15 protein-coding genes are annotated in these 20,054 nt (G+C 61.9%); 5 read left to right on the forward strand and 10 right to left on the reverse strand.

Features of this window, described 5'->3' with window-relative positions:
* The coding region (locus P0D73_RS24100; RefSeq protein WP_408433157.1) for a hypothetical protein at nucleotides 1-187 on the reverse strand (187 nt) is incomplete at its 3' end.
* On the opposite strand from P0D73_RS24100, the gene P0D73_RS24105 reads away from it, so the two are divergent.
* A complete protein-coding gene (locus tag P0D73_RS24105) occupies nucleotides 102-1,058 on the forward strand; it encodes a LysR family transcriptional regulator (RefSeq protein WP_408433047.1) in 957 nt (318 codons plus the stop codon). The genes P0D73_RS24100 and P0D73_RS24105 overlap by 86 nt on opposite strands.
* A 41-nt stretch (nucleotides 1,059-1,099) precedes the next feature.
* Here P0D73_RS24105 and P0D73_RS24110 read toward each other — a convergent pair whose 3' ends face one another.
* Nucleotides 1,100-2,242 (reverse strand): nucleoside hydrolase, encoded by a 1,143-nt coding sequence (locus P0D73_RS24110; RefSeq protein WP_408178380.1) that lies wholly within the window; start codon nucleotides 2,240-2,242, stop codon nucleotides 1,100-1,102.
* A gap of 173 nt (nucleotides 2,243-2,415) precedes the next feature.
* Nucleotides 2,416-3,360 carry a hypothetical protein gene (locus tag P0D73_RS24115; protein ID WP_408433049.1) on the reverse strand — a complete coding sequence of 315 codons (945 nt, stop codon included), beginning with the start codon at nucleotides 3,358-3,360 and terminating at the stop codon, nucleotides 2,416-2,418.
* A gap of 124 nt (nucleotides 3,361-3,484) precedes the next feature.
* Between P0D73_RS24115 and P0D73_RS24120 the strand changes: the two genes are divergently transcribed.
* From P0D73_RS24120 to P0D73_RS24135, 4 genes are all read left to right on the forward strand, one after another.
* Nucleotides 3,485-4,330 (forward strand): M15 family metallopeptidase, encoded by an 846-nt coding sequence (locus P0D73_RS24120; RefSeq protein ID WP_408433051.1) that lies wholly within the window; start codon nucleotides 3,485-3,487, stop codon nucleotides 4,328-4,330.
* Between the two features lie 259 nt (nucleotides 4,331-4,589).
* A complete protein-coding gene (gene tssM / locus P0D73_RS24125) occupies nucleotides 4,590-8,474 on the forward strand; it encodes a type VI secretion system membrane subunit TssM (protein ID WP_408433053.1) in 3,885 nt (1,294 codons plus the stop codon).
* Nucleotides 8,471-9,463: a type VI secretion system-associated protein TagF gene (gene tagF / locus P0D73_RS24130; RefSeq protein ID WP_132382940.1), complete on the forward strand. Its 993-nt coding sequence runs from the start codon at nucleotides 8,471-8,473 to the stop codon at nucleotides 9,461-9,463. The genes tssM and tagF overlap by 4 nt, the downstream gene beginning before the upstream one ends.
* Nucleotides 9,464-9,467: 4 nt before the next feature.
* Nucleotides 9,468-10,424 (forward strand): OmpA family protein, encoded by a 957-nt coding sequence (locus P0D73_RS24135; protein ID WP_408178384.1) that lies wholly within the window; start codon nucleotides 9,468-9,470, stop codon nucleotides 10,422-10,424.
* 93 nt (nucleotides 10,425-10,517) lie between these two features.
* Here P0D73_RS24135 and tssA read toward each other — a convergent pair whose 3' ends face one another.
* The 7 genes from tssA to tssC form a co-directional block, all read right to left on the reverse strand.
* Nucleotides 10,518-11,624, reverse strand: coding sequence for a type VI secretion system protein TssA (gene tssA, locus P0D73_RS24140; protein WP_408433150.1), 1,107 nt, complete (start codon nucleotides 11,622-11,624; stop codon nucleotides 10,518-10,520).
* A 53-nt stretch (nucleotides 11,625-11,677) separates the two neighbouring features.
* Nucleotides 11,678-14,353, reverse strand: a complete 2,676-nt coding sequence (gene tssH, locus P0D73_RS24145; protein ID WP_408433056.1) for a type VI secretion system ATPase TssH — start codon at nucleotides 14,351-14,353, stop codon at nucleotides 11,678-11,680.
* A gap of 35 nt (nucleotides 14,354-14,388) precedes the next feature.
* Entirely contained in the window at nucleotides 14,389-15,483 is a 1,095-nt protein-coding gene (gene tssG / locus P0D73_RS24150; protein WP_408433058.1) for a type VI secretion system baseplate subunit TssG, read from the reverse strand.
* Nucleotides 15,447-17,285: a type VI secretion system baseplate subunit TssF gene (gene tssF, locus P0D73_RS24155; protein ID WP_408178387.1), complete on the reverse strand. Its 1,839-nt coding sequence runs from the start codon at nucleotides 17,283-17,285 to the stop codon at nucleotides 15,447-15,449. The genes tssG and tssF overlap by 37 nt, the downstream gene beginning before the upstream one ends.
* Before the next feature lie 135 nt (nucleotides 17,286-17,420).
* Nucleotides 17,421-17,900, reverse strand: a complete 480-nt coding sequence (gene tssE / locus P0D73_RS24160) for a type VI secretion system baseplate subunit TssE (RefSeq protein WP_408286003.1) — start codon at nucleotides 17,898-17,900, stop codon at nucleotides 17,421-17,423.
* Nucleotides 17,901-17,985: 85 nt separating this feature from the next.
* Nucleotides 17,986-18,489, reverse strand: coding sequence for an Hcp family type VI secretion system effector (locus P0D73_RS24165; protein ID WP_020070381.1), 504 nt, complete (start codon nucleotides 18,487-18,489; stop codon nucleotides 17,986-17,988).
* A gap of 72 nt (nucleotides 18,490-18,561) precedes the next feature.
* Complete coding sequence (gene tssC / locus P0D73_RS24170; protein ID WP_132382930.1) at nucleotides 18,562-20,052, reverse strand: type VI secretion system contractile sheath large subunit; 1,491 nt, start codon at nucleotides 20,050-20,052, stop codon at nucleotides 18,562-18,564.
* Nucleotides 20,053-20,054: the final 2 nt, after the last annotated feature.

Consider the following 20,054-nt stretch of genomic DNA (forward strand, 5'->3'; position numbering starts at 1 on the left):
GTGATTCCAAGGAAAGGCCAACACAAAAAAACCCACAATCCGCCGCGCAGGCAACAGCAATAGCAAGACAAAACCCTAAACCCTCGACTGGAGCATGAACCGTGATTGACAGAATAACTGCAATGCGCACATTCATCCGAATCGTGGACACCAACAGCTTCACCCGCGCAGCGGAATCCTTGAACATTCCCCGCGCCACGGCGACCACCATCGTTCAGAATCTGGAAGCGCTATTAGGCACCGTCCTCCTCGCCCGCACAACGCGGCGCCTAAGCGTCACGCCCGAAGGCGCGGCCTACTACGAACGCTGCGCGCAAATCCTCGCCGACATCGACGAAATGGAAGCCAGCATCCGTCACGCCACGGATAACCTGACCGGCCGTCTGCGCATCGAGATGCCAGGGGCCGTGGCCAGCGCCATCATCCTGCCGGCCCTGGACGACTTCCACACGCGCTACCCTAACCTCGATCTCGCCATCGGCATCAGCAACCGCACCGTCGATCTGATCACCGAAGCCATCGACTGCAGCATCCAGCTCGGCGAATTGCCGGATTCGAATCTGGTCGCGCGCCAACTCGGCACCCTCGAGCACGTGACCTGCGCAAGTCCGGCCTACCTGGCCCGCTACGGCACGCCCGCGGACCTCGACGATTTGCGTGGACATGTGGCCGTCAATTGCATGTCGCCGCATAACGGCCGCGAAGTGGACTTCGATTTCGAGGTGGACGGCGAAGCGCAAAACGTCAAGGTAAAAGGCTTCGTCAAGGTCAGCGACGAACAGGCCTATCTCACCTGCGGCCTGCAAGGCCTCGGCTTGATCCAGCCCGCACGGATCGCCGCGCAACCGTATCTCGACCCGGGACTATTGCGCGAAGTCATGCCGCAATGGAAGCCCGTGCCGATGCCGGTTTCGGTGGCCTATGTGAAGAATCGCCGCGTGTCGCCGCGCGTGCGCGCGTTCGTGGACTGGCTGGCGGAGTTGTTCGAGAAAGCGGAGCACGTCGATCAGGATCTCTCGCGTGTCCGTCAATTGCTGCGCGGCCTGCATCCCGCCTGAGGCGGGTTGCGGGCACGCAGGCAGCGCGGTAGAAAACCGCGTCAGTTAGGTAACTTGACCGGCATCGGCCGCGTCAACAGATCAACATAGAAGTTAAAAAAGTTCGGATTGTCGAAGCGTTTCACCACCGTCATCTTCTGCAATCCCGCCGGCGGCGAACTCGTATAACCGGTAGCCTTGCCGTCATTCGCACCGAAGCTCATATCCACGTCCACCCACTCGTCCACGGTCTGCGTGGCGAACGAAGGATGCATCAGATACGCGAGCGTCAGCGTGTCCCAGATGTTCGTCGTGTAGTTCGGGTTGGTCTCGAAGCCATTCTTGCCGTCGAAACCATAACCGTTCAAAGTCTTGAACAATTGCGTGATGATGGTCTGCTTCGTCGGGTCGTGCGCGACACGATCGTACAACGCCTTGTCCATCTTCACGGTGTCCGTCACGTCGAGCGGAACCACCACCTGTTTGATCGGCAGACGCAACACGGCCTTCGCCGCTTCCGGATCGAACCACCAATTGAACTCGGCTGTCGGCGTGGTGTTGCCCGGCACGTCGATCGCACCGCCCATGTAAATGATCTGCTTGATTAGCGGCACGATCTCGGGATGTTGACGCGTAGCGAGCGCAATGTTGGTCAGCGGGCCGATCGCGAGAATCGTCACCTCGCCGGGATACTGCTTCACCGAGTCGACGATGAAATCCACCGCGCTCTTGCTCTGCACCTTGGTGTGGGTCGCAAAACCGTCGGGCGGCGCAACGAGATCGCTATCGGATTTCGGCTCGGGTGTATTCCATGCGCCGAGATAACCGTCGCCGCCGGGGAATTGCTTCTGCTCGGCCTGAATGGTGGCGAAATCGTGAGACAGAGCGTAATTGGCGCCGGCATACACGCCGATCTGATTTTCAACGCCCAGACGTTCAACCGATTTCAACGCATCCGCTACGCCCTGCTTCAGCCATTGATTGCCGGAGACTACCGTAATACCAAGCACCTTCAATGAGCCTTGCGCCTGCAATTGCGCGGCCATGACGCCGAGTTGGCCATCGTCGCTCAGTGTGTTGTAGTCGCTGTCGATGATCACCTTCGGCGGGTTCTGCGCATTGATCTCGCTACCACCACACGCCGAGAGTGCCGTGACGGTCGCCACGCTTGCCACACACGTCAATGCCACGAGAAGTCGCTTCACTGATGTCTCCTTTTTTATAGCGCTGTGCCGCGCGAAGGAGGCTCATCATAGACGTAATCCAGATGAAATCAAATCGTCATGTCGAATGGATAATTCACGGAATCAGTTTGCGGCGGATGGTGGAACGCATGCGCGTCGAATGACGCGCATGGCGATTGAATGACGAAGCGCGCCTACGGCTGATGAGCCTGCTGTGCTGAACCCGGACACGCCGGATCCTTGCCCCAATGACCGTCACATACGCGCCAGCGGCACAACTGGTCTTCGAAGAAGCCGCGCTGCCCGCACTCTTTCACGCGCTCGGCCAGCTTGGCATTGCCAGGCGCAGCCGATGCACTGACCTTGGTCGCCGCGTTACCGCCTGCCGCGGGTTTCGCATCCGCGGGTTTGGTCCGCGCAACGAGCGCGGCCAATAGATCGGCATCCGAATCATCTTTCGAAGCATTACCGCTCGCGCGCGTCTTCTTCGACTGAGCGATCTCAGTCGGCGCGCTCGCATGGCGATTGCTGGCCGTGGCGCTTTCCTTCTTGCCGTGGACCGCGCTCTCGTGCTTGTCCTTGCTGGCCACAGCCGTTGCGCTTTTGCCGTGCCTCGCCGCCGGCACCGTGGCCGCGGAAGCAGCCGTTGCAGATGCAACCGGCGCGGGTGCGCTGCTCGACTCCGCGCCGTCGGCGAGCGCGCGCGACAGCCGGCTGCCGTCGCTGGCGGGCGCCGTAGCGGACGCCGCAGCGGCTTTGCTGTCGCTATCGTCGGCAACGATCGTCGCCGCTTGCGAGGAAGCGGGAGCCGGCGCCTCAGCTTTGGCGACGACCTGTGGCGCGGCGCTCGCGGCAACCGCCGCCGCGGCAGTCTTCTCTCCGCTGGCCGGCGCGGCCGCTGCCAGCGACTCGCTCTGCGTACGCTGCTGCATATGCCAGGCACCCCAGCCACCGGCTGCGATTACGAGCAAGGCGACCAATAGCAGCGGCGCTTTCGACCGGCGTGGTTTTTCCGTAGGCGGCGCAACGCGGCCTTCGAGGTTCGCAAGAATTCGCGAACCATTGCCATCAGTGCCTTTAGCCTTATCGGATAACAGGCTAGGCGGGGCTTTGGAATTCGAACTTTCCGGCGCACTCATTCACTGTCTCATTGAATCCTGGATTATTTCGCCGTGATAATACGTTCCGGCTCGTCTCCGAGCAGGCCTGATTCTAAGAGCAAGCATTACAAAATACAATTGTTTCCAATTTCCGGGGTCGCCTTTGATTGCCGTAGTACTTCTCGCCTATTTCGCCATCGCCGTTGTGATCGCTGCAATGCTGCTATTGCCGGCGGTACGCGCCTCTTTATTAGGTGCGGCGCTCACTATTCACGGCCGTGTTATGCGTGGAGCATCGCGCGGCGCTTCGCGCGCTCGCGGTCAATTAGCACGCTCGGCAAAAATTTCGCAATCGACGGCAGTCGATATGCAAAAGTTACTGGTAAAGCGGCGCTTGCTGATTTTTACCACGACAGGTATTCTTGCGACGCCTCCATTGGTGGCATTGGCTTTACGCGGCCGGCAATTATTCCAATTCGATGACACTGCACGGGTTCCGGACGAGAAAATTGCCGCGTTATTGAATGGCGAACAGCTCGTGCCCCCGCCGCCGTTGCCGCCGGAGGTATTCGCAACGCAGGAAGTCGAGCAGATCCGGCCCGCGCTTAAAGACGCGAGCCGCGATTGGAATTTGCTCGACGCCGATTTCAGAACGCGTTTATTGCTCGTGTACAAAATCATGCACGAGCAATACGGGTATGAAATGGCTTTGCTGGAAGGTTATCGCAGCCCGGAGCGGCAAAACCGGCTGGCGCAAATGGGGGGCAACGTCACCAATGCCGCAGCGTTTCAAAGCTATCACCAATACGGTCTCGCCGCGGACAATGCCTTTTTGCGCGACGGCAAGCTCGTCATTTCAGAAAAAGATCCTTGGGCCATGCGAGGTTATCAGTTATACGGGCAGACAGCCGAACAGGTCGGTCTGACGTGGGGTGGCCGTTGGAAAATGATGGATCTCGGGCACGTCGAATATCACAAACCCGGCTTCGTCCTCGGGCGCGGTCATTAAGGCCGAATGGGTAAAACCGGGTAATAAAGAGGTTGACATGGGGCGTTCAATCAATTTTTCTGGCAAAAAGCGGCAATGCCGCACGCATAACGGCATTGCTCCGCTCACTGTCGCCACGGCCGGCTATTGCCGATTTAACAATTCGGCCGCATTCGCTTTCGCCTGAATATGCTTTCGTTTTATTTCAAACGGCGTACGCGCCCCATGCTGCCTGCCACACCACGCGCCACAACACTCATCATCAAGACCTGAACGGCTTATGCGACGCATTCTCAACGTGTTGACCCACACACGCACGCTCTCGATCATCGGCCTGCTCGCGCTCGCTGCTGTCTTATTCATCGGCGCCGATACCTTGCAGATCGACCTGATGTGGCCGGCGATCGTGCTCGGCGCCGTGATCGCGCTGTGGCTGCTGGTGTGGATCGTGCGCCGCCTGCGCGCGCGCCGCGCGAACCGCAAGCTCGGTGAGATGCTCGAGCAGCAGGCGGAGAAGCAGGCCGAAGCCGGTCCCGCGCCTACGCCCGCGCGCCAGGCCGAACTCGACGTGCTGCGCACGCGCCTCGTCGATGCGGTGAAGACCATCAAGACCTCGAAGATCGGCCAGGTCTCGGGCGGTTCGGCGCTGTACGAGTTGCCCTGGTACATCGTGATCGGCAACCCCGCTGCGGGCAAGAGCAGCGCGGTGCTGAATTCAGGCTTGCAGTTCCCCTTCGCCGACAAGAACAACGCGGTGATCCACGGCATTGGCGGCACGCGTAACTGCGACTGGTTCTTCACGACCGAAGGCATTCTGCTCGACACCGCCGGCCGCTATTCCGTGCATGAAGAAGACCGCACCGAATGGCTCGGCTTTCTCGGCCTGCTCAAACGTTTCCGGCCGAAGGCGCCGATCAACGGCATCATCGTCACCGCGAGCATTGCGGAACTGACCAACAGCAAGCCCGAATTCGCAATCAATCTCGCGAAGAACCTGCGCCAGCGCGTGCAGGAGTTGACCGAAAAGCTCGAAGTGTTCGCGCCGGTGTATGTGATGTTCACCAAGGCCGACCTGATTACCGGCTTCACCGAATTCTTCAGCGGCAGCGAGCGCCACGAATACGACCGCGTATGGGGCGCCACCCTGCCCTACGAGCCTGATGAGAAGCGCGACGTGGTCGGCCTGTTCGACGAACACTTCGAAGAGCTGTACGACGGCCTGAAAGAGATCAGCGTCGCGCAGATGTCGATCAATCGCGGCAACAAGCTCTCGCCGGGTCAACTGAGCTTTCCGCTCGAATTTTCGACCATCAAGCCCGCGTTGCGCGCGTTTCTCGCCACGCTGTTCGAAACCAACCCGTTCCAGTACAAGCCGATTTTCCGCGGCTTCTATTTCACCAGCGCCCTGCAGGAAGGCGAAACCAACAGCGCCGCGGCCACGCGCATCGCCAACCGTTTCGGCCTGAGTTCCGATAGCCTGCCCAAGCCGCATAGCGCGTTCTCCAAAAACGGCTTCTTCCTGCGCGATCTGTTTTCGAAGGTGATCTTCGCCGACCGGCAAACGGTCAAGCAATTCGCGAGCCCCGCCAAGACGCGCATGCGCTATGCGACCTTCTTCGGCTTCGTCGCGGTGCTCGCGTTGGCGCTCGGCGGCTGGACCTGGTCGACGGTCAACAACCAGCAGCTCACGGCGAACGTGCAGGCCGATCTCGACAATGTCGTGCGTTTGCAGCAGAACCGCAACGACCTGCAATCGCGCCTGCAGGCCATGGACGTGCTCGAGGACCGCATCGACCAGCTCGAACAGTTCCGCCGCGACCGGCCGCTCGCGGTGTCGCTCGGGCTCTATCAAGGCGATCGCCTCGAACAGCGCCTGCTCACCGAGTACTACAACGGCGTGCGTCAGATCCTGCTCGATCCGGTCTCGCAGAATCTCGCGTCGTTCCTGAAGGACGTCAACGCGCATCCCGATCAGCTCGCGCCGTTGAACCGCGCGCCGGACGCCGCTGCGATTCCGGTCTCCACGCATTCGGCCATGACAGCGAACAGCCAGGGCGGCCTGTATAGCGACGCCTCGCCGACCAACGTCGAAGACGCGTACAACGCGCTCAAGACCTACCTGATGCTGAGCGACAAGCGTCATGTGGAAACGGCTCACCTCACCGATCAGGTCGCCCGCTTCTGGCGCGGCTGGCTCGAAACGAATCGCGGCAACATGCCTCGTGACGAGATGATCCGCAGCGCCGAACGCATGATCACGTTCTACCTGTCGCGCGTTTCCGACGACGACTGGCCGATGATCGACCAGAACCTCGGCCTTGTCGATCAGACGCGTGAGAACCTGCGCCGCGTGGTGCGCGGCATGCCGGCCCGTCAGCGCGTCTACGAGGAAATCAAGGCGCGTGCGTCGACCCGTTTCGCGCCGATGACGATCGCGCGCATTGTCGGCGAAAACAATACGGCGCTGGTGGCGGGCAGCTATGCGATCCCCGGCACCTTCACGCGTGAGGCGTGGTTCCAGTACGTGCAACCCGCCATTCGCGACGCCGCCACGAAAGAGTTGCAGGCGAAGGACTGGGTGCTCAACACGTCCGCGCACGACGACCTGACGCTCGAAGGCAGCCCCGAGCAGATCCAGAAAGCGCTCGTCGCGATGTACAAGACCGAGTACGCGATGCACTGGCAGAAGTTCATGCAAGGCATTGCGGTGCAGAGTTTCGGCAGCTTCGGCCAGGCCGTGGACGCGATGAACCGTCTGGGCGATCCGCAGGACTCGCCGATCCGCAAGGTGCTCGAAACCGCGTACGACCAGACTTCATGGGACAACCCGTCGCTCTTCAACGCGAACCTGAAGCGCGCGCAAACGGGCGTGACGAGCTGGTTCAAGAACTGGTTCTCGCGTGCGCCGACCGGCCAGCTCAACGCGAACATCGACATCAACGGCAATCCGGTCGAAGTGCCGATGGGTCCGATCGGCCAGGAGTTCTCGGCGCTGGGCCGTATCGTCGTGAGCGGCGACAACGGCTCGATGCTCAAGGGCTATATGGACACGCTGTCGAAAGTCCGCACGCGCTTTAACGTGATCAAGAATCAGGGCGATCCGGGACCGGGCGCGCGCCAGCTGATGCAGCAGACGCTCGACGGCAGCGGCTCCGAACTCGCCGATTCGCTGAAGTACGTCGACGAACAGATGCTTACGGGCCTCACCGACTCGCAGCGCAAAGCCCTGCGTCCGCTGCTCGTGCGTCCGTTGATGGCGGCGTATGCGGTGGTGATCCAGCCGGCCAGCGTCGAAGTCAACAAGGTGTGGAATGCGCAGGTGTATCAGAGCTTCCAGGGCTCGCTCGCGAACAAGTATCCGTTTGCCAGCGACGCGAAGGTCGAAGCCGGCGCCGGCGAAATCGCCCAGGTGTTCGGCCCGGACGGCGCGATCGCCAAGTTCGTCGGCACCACGCTCGGGCCGCTCGCGGTGCGCCGTGGCGACACGCTGACGGCTCGCACGTGGGGCGATATGGGTCTCGCGCTCACGCCTGACTTCACCAACGGCTTCGCGCGCTGGGTAGCGCCGCTTGCAGGCGGCGCGGCCGGCGCAGCGGCCGGTCAAGGCTCGGCTGAACCGCAGACCGTGTTCCAGATCCTGCCGCAGCCGAGCAGCGGCACGACGGAATACACGCTGGCGATCGACGGTCAGCAGATGCGCTACCGCAATACACCGCCGCAGTGGACCAACTTCGTGTGGCCGAATCCGTCGGGTTCGCCGGGCGCGACACTGAGCGCCACGACCTTCGACGGCCGCACGCTGCAACTGGTCAACGAACCGGGCCGCTACGGTCTGGAGAAACTGATCAACTCGGCGCAACGCAAGCGTCGTCCGGACGGCACGTTCGATCTGTCGTGGACGCAAGGCAGCGTGACGGTGGCGGTCAGCATGCGCATCATCAGCACGTCGCAGGCGTCGAGCGCCAGCAGCGATGCGCCGCAACAGCAGAGCCTGCGCGGCTTGCGGCTGCCGTCCTCGGTGGCGGATGTGAGCGCGGCGGCCAATTCGGTCAATGCGACCGCCGCGGGTGCGCCGGGCTCCCTGCCCGCCGCCGCGCCGGCAACGCCCGCGGCACGGCCGGCTACGGCCGCCACCGCGGTTTCGAATACAGGGGGTGCGCAATGACGCAAACCGTGCAGGCGCAAATCGCCTACTTCGGCAAGATCCCGTCGCGCGGCGACTTCGTGAAGAGCGCGCATAACCCGCAATTGCTGGCCACGCTAGACCGCTGGATCGCCGAAGCAATGGAACTGCTCACCGACGATCCGCGCTGGAAGATCGTCTACGAAAATGCCAAGCCGATGCACTTCGCGTTCCTCGGTTCGCGCAGCAAGCTGGCGATCGCCGGGCATATGATGGCGAGCCACGATCAGTCGTCGCGGCGCTTTCCGTTTCTTGCCGCGACCGCGCTCGAAGTCGAAAAGCCGCTGACGTTCCTCGCGCACAGTCCGCTCGCCTTCGCGCGCCTCTGGTCGCGCGTCGCGGCGCAAATGAAGCCGCTACTCGGCGCCAGCGAACCGCCCGGCGCGCTGCAGGCGCTCGGCGAGACGCAGGTTCCCATCGAGATCGGCGCCGGTCCGGGCAATCCGCACGACGGCACCTTCAACGACTTCGTCGAACACCAGACACTCTCCGGGCTCGAACAGATGCTGCTCGCGAGCGGCCATCCGGTGCGTCTGCGTGGCGCGATGCTGGCGCTCGGCTCGCTGCTGCGTCCGGTGATGCAAAGCGGCTCGTCGCACCTTGAACGCGGACTGACCTTGCCGCTGCCGAACGATCCGTTCTACCGCAGCCTCGTTGCCGCGTTCTGGCTCGAACTGATTGCGCCGTTCGTCGCGCAGGCGGATTTCGAGCTGGCGATTTTCATCGGCACGATTGCCGAGCGCGAACGGCTCATCATCGGCTTTAACGGCGCCTCGGCCAAGACGCTGCACAGCGTGGTCGATCCGCAGTCGTACGCGGCGCACAACATCGATATCGACGATCCCGAGTGGATCGACGAACACGCACAAAACGATCATGGCATCAGCAAGCTCGTCAGTTACCTCGATCAACCGCAACTGTCGCTGCGCGTCAGCATCGACACGTTCCGCGAAGCATTCACGGGAGCGTGACACGATGCTGAATCTCTCCATTCGCACGTCCGTGCTGCTCGCCGGTCTTCTGCTGAGCGCCCTCGCGCATGCCGACAACGACGGTCCGGCTCGCGTCACGCCGGTCGACAACAGCGGCATTTCGATTCACACCACGATGCTGCCGCCGGCTTCGTCGGCGCCGGTGGGCAATGCTGGCCCTGCGGTGAATACGGCGGGACTCGCGAGCGGCACGACCGGCTCCGGCACCGGCGCGATTACCGCGGCGCCGCCGCCCGCCAACGCGACGCCGGGCCAGGTCGTGGTCGGCGGCAAGGTGCCGGACGAAGCGACCAAGGCGGCCGTGCTTGCGCGCTTGCGCGACACGTACGGCGCGGCCAACGTGGTCGATCAGATCGAAGTCGCCGATGTGGCCACACCGCCGAACTGGTCCGCCAACGTGCAAAAGTTGATTGGCCCGCAGTTGAAGCAGATCAGCAAAGGCCAGTTGAAAATCGACGGCACGCAGATCGACGTGAAGGGCGAAGTGCACAACGAATCACAGCGCCAGCAGCTCGCGAGCGACATGGCGAATGCGCTGAACCCGACTTACACGATCAAGAACGGTCTGCGCGTGAGCGCTTCCGAACAAGGCCTGCTCGATCAGACGCTCGCGAATCGCACGATCGAATTCGAAACCGGCAGCGCGACGCTCACACCGCAAGGCCGCGCGATTCTCGATCAGATGGCCGCCGCGATGGGGAAAATGACGACCAAAACCGTCGCGATCATCGGGCACACTGACAACTCGGGCAACCGCACGTCGAATATCGCGCTGAGCCAGGCGCGCGCGGATGCGGTGAAGGGTTATCTGGTCGCGAAAGGCATCCCGCCGCAACAGATGACGACGACCGGCGTCGGTCCGGATCAGCCGATCGCGTCGAACGACACGACCGATGGACGGGCACGTAATAGGCGCATCGAGTTTCGTGCGGGATCTTGAGTTAGCGCCTGCGTGGCGGTGTGCATGAAAAAAGCCTGGCTTCGATAGATAACCGAAGCCAGGCTTTTTTATTTGCTGCGTTGAAGGCTTTGTTTAGCTGTTCTCTTCCGGCTTCACGCCCAGCAACTCACGAATATGCACGAGCGATCCGTCGTCTTTCACCACGGTCGATAGCCATTGATGCAGTGGCATATCCGCTGCCTCCGCCGCCTTGTCGGCGAAATACGCGGCAGGGTTATGCGGTTCCGTCGCGCGAAAGAACTTGGCCACCGCACGCAACTGCGCGACGGCCTGCGCACGGCTCTGGATTCCTGCAATCGGGCTCGTCGGCATGGTCGTCAACACAGGTTCCTCGCGTTGCGGTGCGGTCTTGAAAGTAGGCTCGGCACGTTCGACTTCGTTGGGCGCGGGCGTTTTCGCGGGCGGCGGCGCTTCGGCGTTCACGCCCAGTTCGCGTGCAAAGCGCTCGGCCAGGCGGTAGACGCTTTCGTACGCGTCCTTCGCCTGACGGAAACTCGGCGCGGAGTCGGCGGCGCGCCGGTCCAGCTCCTGTTCGAGTGCGAGCATGGCCGCTTCGAACGCTTTCAGATCGACGAGCAGCGCCGAGTAAAACGCAGGCGGCGTAGCGCGCTTCGACGCCTCGATCTGTTCGATCGACGGCTTGCCGCGCGCGATATCGTCGGCGTGATCCGGATCGCGCTTGACCGCTTGCGCGACGTGCGTGGCCACGTCCCAATCGATCGTGCTGTACGCATTGCCTTGCGACGACGTGAGCGGCATGGCGCGCAGCAGATCGCCGGTGCGGCCGACCAGCCACGCGACGTTGCCGAGACGATACTCGGTGTCGTCGCCTTCCGGCAGCGGATGCACGTGATCCCAGTAGCGCTCGCAAAGCCCTGTCAACAGCGCGTAGCCCTGCGAAAGACCATTGATGCCCTCGTCGATCGCGAGTGCTTCAGTGAGCCACACGGCGAGGCGCAAATCCTTAGTCTGCGTTTGCAGCAGACTGCCCGAACGCTCGACCACAAAAGGCCAATCGGCCTCCTTGATCTCCGTGACCCATTCGCCCTGATCCAGCGACGGGTCTTCGAAACGGCGCGCGTGCTGAATCGCATCGAAATCCGCTGAAAACAGCAGATCTTCGCCACAAGGCGAGGTTTCGCTGAGCGGAGCCAGCAACGTGTTCAGATTGATCGGCATGAAAGAAAGCAATAAGTATCCGGTACGGCATTAAAACAGATTGGCGCGTCCGTTCACACCACCGTGTAATCGAATTCGCCGGCCTCGCTCGCGCGCACGGCAATGCGTTCGATCGCCGCGCCGTTCGCCACACGCTCCAGCACCTGCTGCGCGATTTCGGGCAATAGCGTGCCGTTCAGAATGTGATCGACGTTGCGCGCGCCGGAGTCCACCTCGGTGCAACGCGCGAGCACCGCATCGACCAGCGACTCGTCCCACTCGAACACCGCCTTGTGATTCGACTCGATGCGGCGGCGAATCCGATCGAGCTTCAATTCGATGATTTCGGCGAGCACGTCGTCGGAAATCGGATAGTACGGCACCACTTTCATGCGGCCGAGAAATGCCGGTTTGAACGCTTTGTACAGTTGCGCACGTAAGGTCTCCGCGAGTTCGTCGGCGTCGGGCAACTCTTCCGCGCTCTTGTTCAGGCAGGCCTGCATCACCGCCTGCGAGCCGACGTTCGAAGTGAGAATGATCAGCGTGTTGCGGAAATCGATCTCGCGGCCTTCGGCGTCGTCCATCGTGCCCTTGTCGAACACCTGGAAGAACATTTCGAGCACATCGGGGTGCGCCTTTTCGACTTCGTCGAGCAGCACCACGGAATACGGATTGCGGCGCACCGCTTCGGTCAGCACGCCGCCTTCGCCATAACCGACATAGCCCGGCGGCGAGCCTTTCAGACCGGACACACTGTGCGCTTCCTGATACTCGCTCATGTTGATCGTGACCATCTTGCGTTCGCCGCCGTACAGCACGTCGGCCAGCGCGAGCGCGGTTTCGGTCTTGCCGACGCCCGACGGTCCGACGAACATGAACACGCCGCGCGGTTTGTTCGGGTCTTCGAGATTCGCACTCGCGGTGCGCACGCGCTGCGCGATCGCGTCGAGCGCGTGGTCCTGGCCGATCACGCGCGCGGCCAGCAACGGTTGCAGGTTCAGCACGGTCTGGATTTCGTCCTTGACCATGCGGCCAAGCGGAATGCCGGTCCACGAAGCGACGATTTCGGCAACCACGTGACCGTCGACCTGCAACGGCACCATCGGTTGGCCGCCTTGCAAGGCGTGCAATTCGGCTACGCGCGTGCCGAGCGTTTCGCGTGCCTGCTGTGCCTTGTCGGCTTGTTCAGGGTCAGCGCTGCTCACGCGCGCCGCGTCGATGTCCGCGCGCAAGCCGACGATTTCCGTCACCAACGCACGTTCCTTGTCGTAGCGCGCTTCGTCTTCGGCGAGATCCTTAAGGTCTTCTTCACGCAGACCGCGCAATTCGGCGAGCCGTTCGTCGTGCAGCGCGCCGCTCGCCACTTCGCGTTCCAGCGCGGCGATTTCAGCGTCGATACGTTCCAGGCGCTTCTTCGTGTCGTCGATTGCTGCGGGTGTCGAACTGTGCGCGAGCGCGACTTTCGCACAAGCGGTGTCGAGCACGCTGATCGCTTTGTCCGGCAGTTGCCGGCCGCTGATGTAGCGATGCGACAGACGCACCGCTTCCGTGATTGCATCGTCGAGCACGCGCACGTTGAAGTGCTTTTCCATCAACGCGGCCATGCCGCGCAGCATGGCCGCGGCGAGCGTCTCGCTCGGCTCCTCGATCTTCACGACCTGGAAACGCCGCGCGAGCGCAGCGTCTTTCTCGAAGTACTTCTTGTACTCGCTCCATGTCGTGGCCGCGATGGTGCGCAATTCGCCACGCGCCAACGCCGGCTTCAGCAGATTGGCCGCATCGTTCTGCCCCGCTTGGCCACCAGCGCCGATGATGGTGTGCGCTTCGTCGATAAAGAGAATGATCGGATGCGGACTCTTCTTCACCTCGTCGATCACGTTCTTCAGGCGGTTTTCGAACTCGCCTTTCACGCTCGCGCCGGCTTGCAGCAAACCCATGTCGAGCACGTGCAGCGCTACGCCTTTGAGCGGCGCGGGCACGTCGTCGACGGCAATGCGCAGCGCGAGACCTTCGACCACCGCCGTTTTACCGACGCCCGCTTCGCCTGTCATGATCGGGTTGTTCTGGCGGCGGCGCATCAGAATGTCGATGGTCTGGCGAATCTCACCCTCGCGGCCGATCACCGGATCGATCTTGCCTTCACGCGCGCGCTGCGTGAGGTTGCTCGTGTACGTGTCGAGCGCGGGCGTTTTCGACGGCGCGCCGGGCGCGGTATCGGTCGGCGTCCCATCGTCCGCGCCGCTTTCCGCGCTTTGCGTCTCATTGCTGCGCTCGACTTCGCGCGAACCCGCGGTCAACTCATCGAACTTGTGCTTCAGGTCGGTCACGCGCACTTCGCGCAGCAACGGCGACATGCGCTCGGCGAATTGCGCGAGATCCGGCGCGGTCAGCAGCGCCAGCAGAAGATGTCCCGAACGGATCCGCCCGATCTGCGAATCGAGCGACGCAATCAGCCACGCCTGTTCGAGCAACTCGATCAGATGCTTCGAAAATACCGGCGTGCGCGTATTGCCGGTTTTCAAACGCTGCAACTCGCGCTCGAGATCCGCGCGCAATGCGTGCGCGTCGATCCTGCTCGCGCGCAGCACCAGCGCGACGTCGCTCGCTGGTTCGTCCAGCAGCGCCAGCAGCAGGTGTTCGAGGTCGACCTCGTAGTGACCGCGCGCAAGACAATTGTTCGCCGCCAGCAAAGCCGCCTGCCGGCAGGTCGGATTCAGTTTGGCGATCAGGGTATTGAGGGACGTGCTCATCTCGTGCGATCCGGGTCCGGGTTCTGTCGTTATGGTCAGTGAATCACGTGCAATTCGTAGCGGGCATCCGCGCGGTTACGGTCGGCTTCCTTCGTGCACAGGAACGCGTCCCAGCCGAGGCGCGCGCCCTTGCTCAACAGGCTCGGTCCGACGGCCTCGCGGCGCAGCACCAGCGACACCTCGTATTCGAGCGTGACGCCCGCGAGCAGCGTGAGCATGCGTTCGAGCGCCACCGCGCGATCGGCGCGGGGTAAAAACGCTTCATAGTCGGCCTTGTCGAGCGGTCCGATCACGAGACGCGCGCGCATGTCGCGCTGCCAGACGCGCTCGCCCGCCAGCGCGGTCGCGCCGAGCGTCGCGTTAACGCTGCCGAGCAAGGTCAACTGATCGCGTGGCACGTCGTACCATTTGCCGATGAACTGCTCGACGCGCACCGGCACCTTGAAGTACTCCGACAGCGTGCGTTGCAAATAAGCCGCCGAAACCGGCCGATGCCGCGCAGCCAGCGCGTAACCGGCAATCGCCTCGTCGAAAAGCGCGCCGTCGCCGCTTTGCAGGCTGTTGCGCGTATCGTCGTCGGAGACGCCGGCGAGCGCGAGCAGCAAAGGCAAATAGCGTTCATCGCGATCCAGCTCGTAGTGAAACGGCAGACGGTATTTCTTCCACGCCGCGTAGAACAGCGCCGTCGCACGATTCGAAAACACGTCGAAAAACTCACGCGCGGCGCGATCCCGCTTGATCTGCTCACGCGCGATGATCTGCTCGGTGTAATGCAGCGGCAATGCGCCCTGCCCGCCGAGCAAACCGAAAAACGCGGGTGTGATATCGACCTTGTCGAGCGAGCCGTTTTCGAGCGCCACCGTGCGTTGTGCTTTTTCCTTCAGCGCCGCGCCTGCGTCGTCGTAAGACTGCGCGCTGTGAATCTCGCTCGGCGGAAACGACATCGACAGTGAATTGCGAAAGGCAATCCGCTGCGCGACGATTTCGCCGGGACGTCCGGTGTGGGTTGGCGATTGCTGCGCGAACCACTTCTCGAGAATCCGCACCGCCTGAAAAAACTCGAAGCGATGCGGCTCGTCGAGAAGCTGCTCGACTACGCCAGGATCGATTCGCCGCTGCGCGGTTTGCATCGCAGAATCTCCTCGCCAGTGCGCTTCGACACGACGACCAGTTGCACAAAGCTGTTCAGATGCACGTACAGCCCAAAAAACGTGTCGATCACGCGCACGAACGACGCGAGACTCGTGCCGACGAAATGCTCTTCGTCGATCGTCAAACGAATCTCGATGCCGCGCACGAACGTGGCGAACGGTTTGCCCGGCAGCCATTGCACGGCGGCGCGCTGCTCGATGCCGACCAGGCCGTCGATATGCCGCGCGGACACCGCCGTGCGCCGCAAGTCGTAGAGCACGAGCATTTCCTTGAGCGCCGACAAGCCGCTATTCGCGAGCGATACGTGATTCAACGCCAGATGCGAGATCAGCCGCCAATGCGCGGCGCGTCCGCGCTCGAAGCGCACGCTCGGCGTGGGCCGGCGCAGCATCGCGATGCTGCCGGTCAGCGAGCCGCCTTCGAGAAACAGATCGCCGCCTTCGAGTCCCACCGCGAGGCCCGCGGGCAAATCGCGATTGGTACACGTCAGATCGAGACTCAAGGTATCGGTTTGCGGCGCGGCCGGTTCGAAGTCAATATCGACGATCGAGATTTCAGTCTCGTAGCCGGGGCTTTTCTGCGCGACCCAATCATTGCGCCGTGCGAACCAATAGTGACCCGCACGCGCCGCTTCGCCGTGATGCAATGAATAGAACGGCCGGAATTCAATCACCGATTCTTCATGCGCCTGTTGCCTGACGAGTTTCACCGAATCGATCGAATAGACTTCGTAGGCAAACGCGCGGCGCGCTTCGGCAATCACAGGATACGAAATCGCCTGATGGCTGATACGGATCGGCTCGCCGTGCTGTTCGAACAGATTCACCACCGGCGTGCAAAACAGGCGGAAATGATGCGCGGCCAGTGAATCCAGCAGCCGCGCAATGTGTGAGTCGCTGCGCACTTCCTTCAACACGACATGCAGCGTCAAACGCTGGCAGCGGCCGCTTGCGCGTGTCATCGCCGCCAGATCGAAGTCGGCGAAGTTGAATTTCTCGGGGAACGCGAAGTATTCGGTCAGCAACCGGTACGCCGGGTGCGATTTGGCCGGATAGTCGATCAGCGCGTCTTCTTCGTCGAAACCGGCTTGCACGACCGGCAATTCGCGTAGTTGCTTCCACACGCCGCGACGGTCGGCTTCCACGTAAGTGGCCATTCCGTTGATGAACAGGCAGTCCGCCAAGGCCGCGATAAAAGACTGCTCGCCGTGCAGATGCGTGCGCAGTGTCCCGACTTTCAGCGCGGAGAGATCGAGTTGCGCCGCCGTCGATTCAAAGGTGATCGACACGATCGCCGTGGCATTGCCCGGCAGTACGGTGGCACTCGGCGCCATCGCCACCGACGTGTATTTCGCCTCCGAGATGCGGATCGGCGCCAGCGTCACGTCGTAGGCGGTACGGAAACGGCATTGCACGCCGCGAATGGGCCGCGACTTGAGTTCGGTGCCGCGTTCGACCCGAACCGGTTCGGTCAGATGACTCAGTGCGGCGGACGTGCCCAACTGCGCAATCGAGCACGACGGAAACGGCCGCAGGTAGTGCGGATACAGCACTTCCAGCAGCGCCTCGGTGAATTCGGGGTAATCGTCGTCGAGTTTCTTGTTGATGCGCGCGCCGAGCAACGCGAACGATTCGATCATCCGCTCGACGTGCGGGTCTTCGCAGTGCTCGCCGGACATGGCCAGACGCGCCGCGATCTTCGGGTAGCGCTCGGCGAAGTCGCGCGAATAGCGCCGCAGAAATGACAACTCGCGCTCGTAATACGGCAGCAATTCTTCCATCGATCTATCCCCGGACCTGAAGCCTCTCCGCCCAAACGATCGCCACCGTTGCGCGTAACGGCTGCGGCAAAGCGGTACACAAAGCAACTGCTAGACAACGCCGCTACGCGAATGCAGCGGTTGAAAATTCTGCTACTACAGCTTCGCGCGTGCGCGCGTCACCGAGTATTGCAACGTGGAAGGCTGCAGCATCGCATCGAAACTCACCGGTTCTTCCGCCGGATGGACCACCAGCAGCGCCTGAATCGAAAAGTTCAACGCATTGGTGGATTGTTCGTTCAATTCGAGCGTGACCGCCACCTGCTGCAAGCGCGGCTCGTGCCGCGCGATGGCCTGTTGAATCGATTTGCAGATGAAGGTGCGGTCGTAATGGCTTGCGAGGCTCAGGCCCGCGAAATCATTCAGACCGTACGTGAGCACCGAGCGCTGGCATTCCGGCAGCGCCGCCAATTCGTGTTCAGTCAGCGCAATGCGCGTATTCAGGATCGCCTCGACGTCGCGCGCGACCGTGCTCTTCAATTCATCCAACGACAATTGCCGCATCGCCGGGGAAGCCGGCAGATGCGGTTCGTCGTCGAACAGCTTGTCGAGAAAGCTGGGTTCGAAGCGTTTCATCAGCGTCCGAAGAAACGGATCGATGCAAGGCACACACCGTGAGCGACAACCCTTTCGAGCCCCGCGCGCCGTGTGCACCCGTGCATCAGACCGCGTACGTCTTGTCGTTCTTCGTCAGGCTCCACGCGCCTTGCGCGTTGCCGCCCTGGTTGCCGCCGATCTTCTGCTGCGTGTACTTCCACTGCACGGCGGCGTACTTCAGCGAGAACTGTTCGGTCGGCAGACCTTCGCCCACCACGCTCGGCGTCACGCTCGAAATAATCACGTACTTGAGTTTGACTTCCAGGTACTTGATGCGATTGCCTTCGCCATCCGAACGCATGAAGTCGATCGTGACTTCGTCGAACGTCGTGCCGCCGGACGCGTGTTGGTAGATCAGCGGGCTGACCACGTCGATGTCTTTCGTGAACTGCATGTCGGCATGTTCGCAGCGCTCGGAGGTGTGACCACCTGCCGTCGAGGCGGTTGCCGAACGCGGTTGCGTGATCGAGTGGCTCCACGAATCGATTTCGATCCAGCCGGCGTGATCCTTATCGGCGGACTCGCCCTTGATCGCCGGATTGCCGAATTTTAAATAGATATCCTTCATAACTCATCGACTCCCCAAAGAGGTGGTTTTAACAGCCAACCCGGGCGGCCAGCGCGGGTTAGCTGACTTGCTTTATGAATTAGCCGGTTTCGGCAGGTCAGCGACAAGTCGCAAAGAGATCGACAGCTCGTCCAGTTGAAAGTGCGGGCGCAGGAATGCGACCGAACGATACGCACCAGGCTTGCCCGGAATCTCCGAGACCTGTATCGATGCCTCGCGCAGCGGGAACTGCGCCTTCTGCTCCTGCGTCGCGTTGTCGTCCAGCAGCACGTACTGCGAGATCCAACGGTTCAGGAATACTTCGACGTTCTGTGCCGATGCGAAGCTGCCGATCTTGTCGCGCATCATCGCCTTCAGGTAATGCGCGACGCGCGATACCGAGAAGATGTACTGCAATTGCGCGGACAACACTGCGTTGGCATTCGCGCTGTCGGTGCTGTATTTCTTGGGTTTCTGCACCGATTGCGCGGCGAAAAACGCGGCGTAGTCCGAGTTCTTGCAGTGCACGAGCGGAATGAAACCGAGGTCGCTCAGTTCCTTTTCGCGGCGGTCGGTAATCGCGATTTCAGTCGGGCATTTCAGCGCGACTTCGCCGTCGTCGGTCTTGAACGTGTGGGTGGGCAGATCTTCCACCAGACCACCGCCTTCCACGCCGCGAATCGCCGCGCACCAGCCGAAGTCGTCGAATGCCGCTGTCAGGCGTGCAGCGAATGCCCATGCCGCGTTACACCACAGGTATTTGCTGTGGTCCGTGCCGTCCACGTCTTCGACGAAGTTGAAACCCTCGGCCGTGGCGCCGTCTTTCGGATTGAACGGCAGGCGGCCCAGAAAACGCGGCAGCGTGAGACCGACGTAGCGCGAATCTTCGGCGTCGCGGAACGACTTCCACTTCGCGTATTCGACCGTGTCGAACACCTTGCCGAGATCGCGCGGCTTGCCGAGATCGGCAAAGGTTTCAAGGCCCATCAATTCGGGCGACGCCGACGCGATGAACGGCGCATGCGCGGCCGCCGCGACGTGTGACATCTGCTCGATGAAGTACATGTCTTCGGGCTGGCGCGTCACTTCGAAGTCGCCGATGATCGTGCCGAACGGCGAGCCGCCGAACGTGCCGAATTCTTCTTCGTAGATCTTCTTGAAGAGCGCGCTCTGATCGAATTCGATCGCCGTCTTGAAGTCGCGCACCAGGTCGCGCTTGGGCGCATGCAGCGCCTTGATCTTGACCGTTGCGCCGGTATTGCTTTCCTTGCACAGATAGTCCAGACCGCGCCACGTGCTTTCCATGCGCTGGAATTGCGGCGCGTGCATCACCGCGCTCAACTGCGCGGAGATCAGGCGGTCGAGTTCGGCAACGCGTGCGTCGATGGTAGCCGACAGGTTGTCGGACACCACCACGGTGCCGTCGAGCACCTGATGCACGAGTTCGCCGATCAGGTCTTTCGCGCGCGCGTGCTCGGAATCGGACTTCGCCACGCGGCTTTTCTCGACGATTTCGTCGAGCAGCGTGGATTCCGTACCGCTTTGCGCGGTAGCGAGTTGGGCTGCTGCCGTTTGCTGATTCATCT

Source organism: Paraburkholderia sp. RL18-101-BIB-B, from assembly GCF_046026985.1.
Lineage (GTDB): Bacteria > Pseudomonadota > Gammaproteobacteria > Burkholderiales > Burkholderiaceae > Paraburkholderia.

Bases quoted from the DNA above. Each gene is read 5' to 3' on its own strand.
- P0D73_RS24115 (WP_408433049.1), bottom strand. From the start codon at position 3,360: ATGAGTGCGCCGGAAAGTTCGAATTCCAAAGCCCCGCCTAGCCTGTTA.
- tssM (WP_408433053.1), top strand. From the start codon at position 4,590: ATGCGACGCATTCTCAACGTGTTGACCCACACACGCACGCTCTCGATC.
- tagF (WP_132382940.1), top strand. From the start codon at position 8,471: ATGACGCAAACCGTGCAGGCGCAAATCGCCTACTTCGGCAAGATCCCG.
- P0D73_RS24135 (WP_408178384.1), top strand. From the start codon at position 9,468: ATGCTGAATCTCTCCATTCGCACGTCCGTGCTGCTCGCCGGTCTTCTG.
- tssA (WP_408433150.1), bottom strand. From the start codon at position 11,624: ATGCCGATCAATCTGAACACGTTGCTGGCTCCGCTCAGCGAAACCTCG.
- tssH (WP_408433056.1), bottom strand. From the start codon at position 14,353: ATGAGCACGTCCCTCAATACCCTGATCGCCAAACTGAATCCGACCTGC.
- tssG (WP_408433058.1), bottom strand. From the start codon at position 15,483: ATGCAAACCGCGCAGCGGCGAATCGATCCTGGCGTAGTCGAGCAGCTT.
- tssF (WP_408178387.1), bottom strand. From the start codon at position 17,285: ATGGAAGAATTGCTGCCGTATTACGAGCGCGAGTTGTCATTTCTGCGG.
- tssE (WP_408286003.1), bottom strand. From the start codon at position 17,900: ATGAAACGCTTCGAACCCAGCTTTCTCGACAAGCTGTTCGACGACGAA.
- P0D73_RS24165 (WP_020070381.1), bottom strand. From the start codon at position 18,489: ATGAAGGATATCTATTTAAAATTCGGCAATCCGGCGATCAAGGGCGAG.
- tssC (WP_132382930.1), bottom strand. From the start codon at position 20,052: ATGAATCAGCAAACGGCAGCAGCCCAACTCGCTACCGCGCAAAGCGGT.